Annotated in this window: 4 protein-coding genes; 3 read left to right on the forward strand and 1 reads right to left on the reverse strand. The window is 46.1% G+C overall.

Annotated features, from left to right (window positions below; genetic code table 11):
* Positions 1 to 57: 57 nt before the first annotated feature.
* Complete coding sequence (locus ACJMLT_RS00445; protein ID WP_405724941.1) at positions 58 to 975, reverse strand: MurR/RpiR family transcriptional regulator; 918 nt, start codon at positions 973 to 975, stop codon at positions 58 to 60.
* A gap of 219 nt (positions 976 to 1,194) precedes the next feature.
* Between ACJMLT_RS00445 and ACJMLT_RS00450 the strand changes: the two genes are divergently transcribed.
* The 3 genes from ACJMLT_RS00450 to spo0A all read left to right on the forward strand — a co-directional run bounded on the left by ACJMLT_RS00450 (position 1,195) and on the right by spo0A (position 3,657).
* Positions 1,195 to 1,692 carry a COG2426 family protein gene (locus ACJMLT_RS00450; RefSeq protein ID WP_405724944.1) on the forward strand — a complete coding sequence of 166 codons (498 nt, stop codon included), beginning with the start codon at positions 1,195 to 1,197 and terminating at the stop codon, positions 1,690 to 1,692.
* A 12-nt stretch (positions 1,693 to 1,704) separates the two neighbouring features.
* Entirely contained in the window at positions 1,705 to 2,583 is an 879-nt protein-coding gene (gene rsmA, locus ACJMLT_RS00455; protein WP_405724947.1) for a 16S rRNA (adenine(1518)-N(6)/adenine(1519)-N(6))-dimethyltransferase RsmA, read from the forward strand.
* A 270-nt stretch (positions 2,584 to 2,853) separates the two neighbouring features.
* Positions 2,854 to 3,657 carry a sporulation transcription factor Spo0A gene (spo0A, locus tag ACJMLT_RS00460; protein WP_405724950.1) on the forward strand — a complete coding sequence of 268 codons (804 nt, stop codon included), beginning with the start codon at positions 2,854 to 2,856 and terminating at the stop codon, positions 3,655 to 3,657.
* The last annotated feature ends 81 nt before the right edge of the window (positions 3,658 to 3,738 follow it).

A 3,738-nucleotide genomic window follows, 5' to 3' on the forward strand; every position in this document is an offset into this window, starting at 1 on the left:
AATCACAGATATTAAATCATAAAGAAAAGCCTGTCTGATGACAGGCTTTTTTTGTGTTTAAAACATACCGACTTTGGAAAGATATCGATCAATCAGCTGCAGTTTTGCTTCGGGGGAATATCCCATTTTCTTACTGATAAAAGTGCAAAGCAGTTCCAGCGTAAAAACAACCGCTACAAAAGAATTAAAGAACGTATTGCTGTCTGCGCTGACGGTCAGCAGCTGGGTAGCATATTTGGCCAAGGGGGAGCTGGCTTTATCCGTAATCAGAACGATTTTTGCTCCGGCATCATAGGCCATCTCCAGCGCCAGTCTGTCCATTTCAGAATATCTGGGGAAGCTGACGGCAATGACACAATCTTCCTTGGTGATATCGCAAAGGTGGTCGATCACATGCAGGGCCGGATGGGAAGTTTCATACACATCGGGCAGCATGTGCTTCAGCATCAGTAACATCTGATCTCCGATGCTGCTGTCGGCACGGGAAGTAACGATATATTTCCGCTTACTTTCAATGATCAGTTCCGCGGCCTTTTCAAAATCAATGGCATCGTTATTGCGGATGCAGGACTGTAAATTCTGCATGACATTGGAAAAATAACTGCCGACGATGTCATCCCCTAATTTGTCAATGCTGATCTTCAGTCGTTCCGAAGGCACGGTGATATTTTCGGAAACGCTGTTGATCCGCTCTGTATACGCCTTGCGGATGGCTTTCTGAAAATCCATAAAGCCCCCATAGCCCAGCGTGCGGGTAAAACGGATCACGGAGGAATCACTGATATTCAGCCTTTTTGCAATTTCTGTGGAAGTGGTGAAACAGGCTTCCGCAAAATGATCCAGCACAAATTCTGCAATAAGCTTTTCTTTTTTTGTCAGCTTCACACCCATGAGCTGCGCTCTCAGTTCTTCCGTCATACCCATTCTCCGTTCTGTCAGATTTGCTATTTCTGTTTTTTCAGCAGAGACAAACATTCCCTCCATGCCCACATTAAACCACTTTCTGCGGATTTTTTCAACAAAATCCCCAAATCTTGTCGGACATTTTCAAAAAAAGTACATAATATCAAAGAAGTGTGATTTTTAAGAAATTCTTTATTGTTCCGTTCGTAATAATAAAGTATAATATAAAGGTTATCAGACTGAAATCATCTGTATGAAAACAGAAAAATCAAATATAAGGAGGAGATCGACTTGGCTGAAACATTAGCAGCATGGTTCGTAGAAAATCTTTCCGGCTTCTTTTCCAGAGAAGTCATCGTTGCAATCGTTTCCATGCTTCCCATTCTGGAACTGAGAGGCGGCATCATTGCCGGATTCGCCATGGGCATGGAATGGCTGCCCACATTCATCATCGCATATATCGCAAACCTGATCCCCATTCCCTTTATCCTGCTGTTCATTCGTTTTATCTTCCGCGTGCTGAAGAAAACACCCCTGAAAGGCATTGTGGAATGGTGCGAAAGAAAAGCAGACTCCAAAAGTGACAAAATCAGAAGATATGCCTACTGGGGCGTATACCTTTTCGTAGCCATCCCCCTGCCCGGTACCGGTGCATGGATGGGTGCCCTGATCGCTGCTCTTCTGAACATGGATCCCAAAAAGACATTTCCCGTTATCGCTGTCGGCGTGCTGACAGCAGGCATCATCGTTTCCGTACTGAGTTTTGGCGTACTTGGCAGTATCATCTAAAAGGAGAAAAACATGGCAGAAAGAATTTCCACCCCCAAGAGAACAAAAGAGATCATCGAAGCAAACAGCTTTGCATTCAAGAAAAACTTCGGTCAGAACTTTCTGATCGACTCTAACATTCTGGACAATATCGCTTCCTGTGCCGGTGTAACAAAGGATGACTGCGTGCTGGAGATCGGCCCCGGTATCGGTTCCCTGACACAGGTGCTGGCGGAAAACGCAAAGCAGGTGGTAGCCGTTGAAATCGACAATACCCTCATCCCCATCCTGCAGCAGACACTGGCAGATTACGACAACATCACCATCCTGAATCAGGATATCCTGAAAACAGATATCGATGCTATCATTCAGGAAAAGAACGGCGGCAAAAACATCAAGGTCGTTGCCAACCTGCCCTACTACATCACCACTCCCATCATCATGGATCTCTTGGAAAATGAACGCCATGTAGACAGCATCACCGTTATGGTGCAGAAGGAAGTGGCAGAACGCATGCAGGCCGGCCCCAAAGATAAGGAATATGGCGCTCTGTCCGTTGCCGTGCAGTATTACTGCGACGCAAATCTGGATATGATCGTACAGCCTTCCTGCTTCATGCCCCGCCCCAAGGTGGCATCTGCAGTCATCACCCTAAAGGTTCTGCCCGAAAGAAAGGTAAAAACAACCGACGAAAAACTGTTCTTCCACATTGTGAAATGTGCCTTTGGTCAGCGCAGAAAAACCCTGATGAACTGCCTGTTCAATCTGGGCAATCTGGGCTTCTCCAAAGAAGAACTGACAGAGATCATTCAGAGCCTTGGCTGGGATGAACGCATCCGCGGCGAAGCACTGGGTCTGGAAGAATTTGCAGCCCTGACAGATAAAATTGCAGAAAAAAAAGCAAACAGATGATCAGAAGAGTCCCGTTTGGGGCTCTTTTTTCTTGCGTTTTTCGTCCGCCTTTTCCGCCGTTTTCCCGCAAAATATGCATTTTCGACAGACACCCTTCGACGGCGAATGACACCATTTTCTCTTCTTTGCAAAAAGAATGGAAAACCGCCTGTTTTTATTGAATTTCCAAGGATTTTTTGTCTGACGAATAGTCATTGCAGGCTTCATTTTTCTATACTATAATCAACGCAAAAGCAAGGAAGTTCTGCATAAACATTCATCATATTACAAATCGGAGGGATCATTTTGAATAAATCTACAATAAAAGTACTGCTGGCAGATGATAATAAAGATTTTTGTGATATCATCGTCGCTCATCTGAATAAACAGGACAATATCAACGTGGTGGCTGTGGCCGTTGACGGCATCGATGCCATGAATAAGATCAGAGACACCCACCCCGACGTGGCCATCATCGACGGCATCATGCCCCGTCTGGACGGTCTGGGCGTTCTGGAGCGCCTGCAGACACTGGAAGAAGCAGAAAGACCTGTGACCATCATTCTTTCCGCCCTGAGTCAGGATAAGGTGGTACAGAAGGCATTGGATCTGGGCGCCGCTTATTACATGGTAAAGCCCTTTGACATGGACGCCCTGACCCAGCGCATCCAGCAGCTGATGCAGGAACAGAAGCCCCTGCTGAAATCTTCTATCAGCGCAACTGCTGCAAATTCCGCAGCCTACGATCTGGAAACAAAGGTGACGAACATCCTGCATGAGATCGGCGTACCCGCCCATATCCGCGGATACCACTACATGCGGGAGGCCATCATTATGAGTGTCAATGACATGGACGTGCTGAATTATATCACCAAGGAGCTGTATCCCTCCATTGCAAAAAAATGCAACACCACCCCCAGCCGCGTGGAACGGGCCATCCGCCACGCCATTGAAGTGGCATGGAACAGAGGCAAGGTGGATGCCATTGATGCCCTGTTTGGATACACCGTCAATAATCACAAAGGAAAACCCACAAATTCGGAGTTCATCGCGCTCATCGCTGATAGGCTCAGATTGGAAATGAAAGCAAGTTAAACAGAAAATACTGAAAAATCAAGCTTTTCCCCATCGTCAATTTGTACAAATCCATATAGAGCAAAATGACGAAAACAATCC

It is taken from the genome of Anaerotignum sp., from assembly GCF_045122575.1.
Taxonomy (GTDB): domain Bacteria; phylum Bacillota; class Clostridia; order Lachnospirales; family Anaerotignaceae; genus Anaerotignum_A.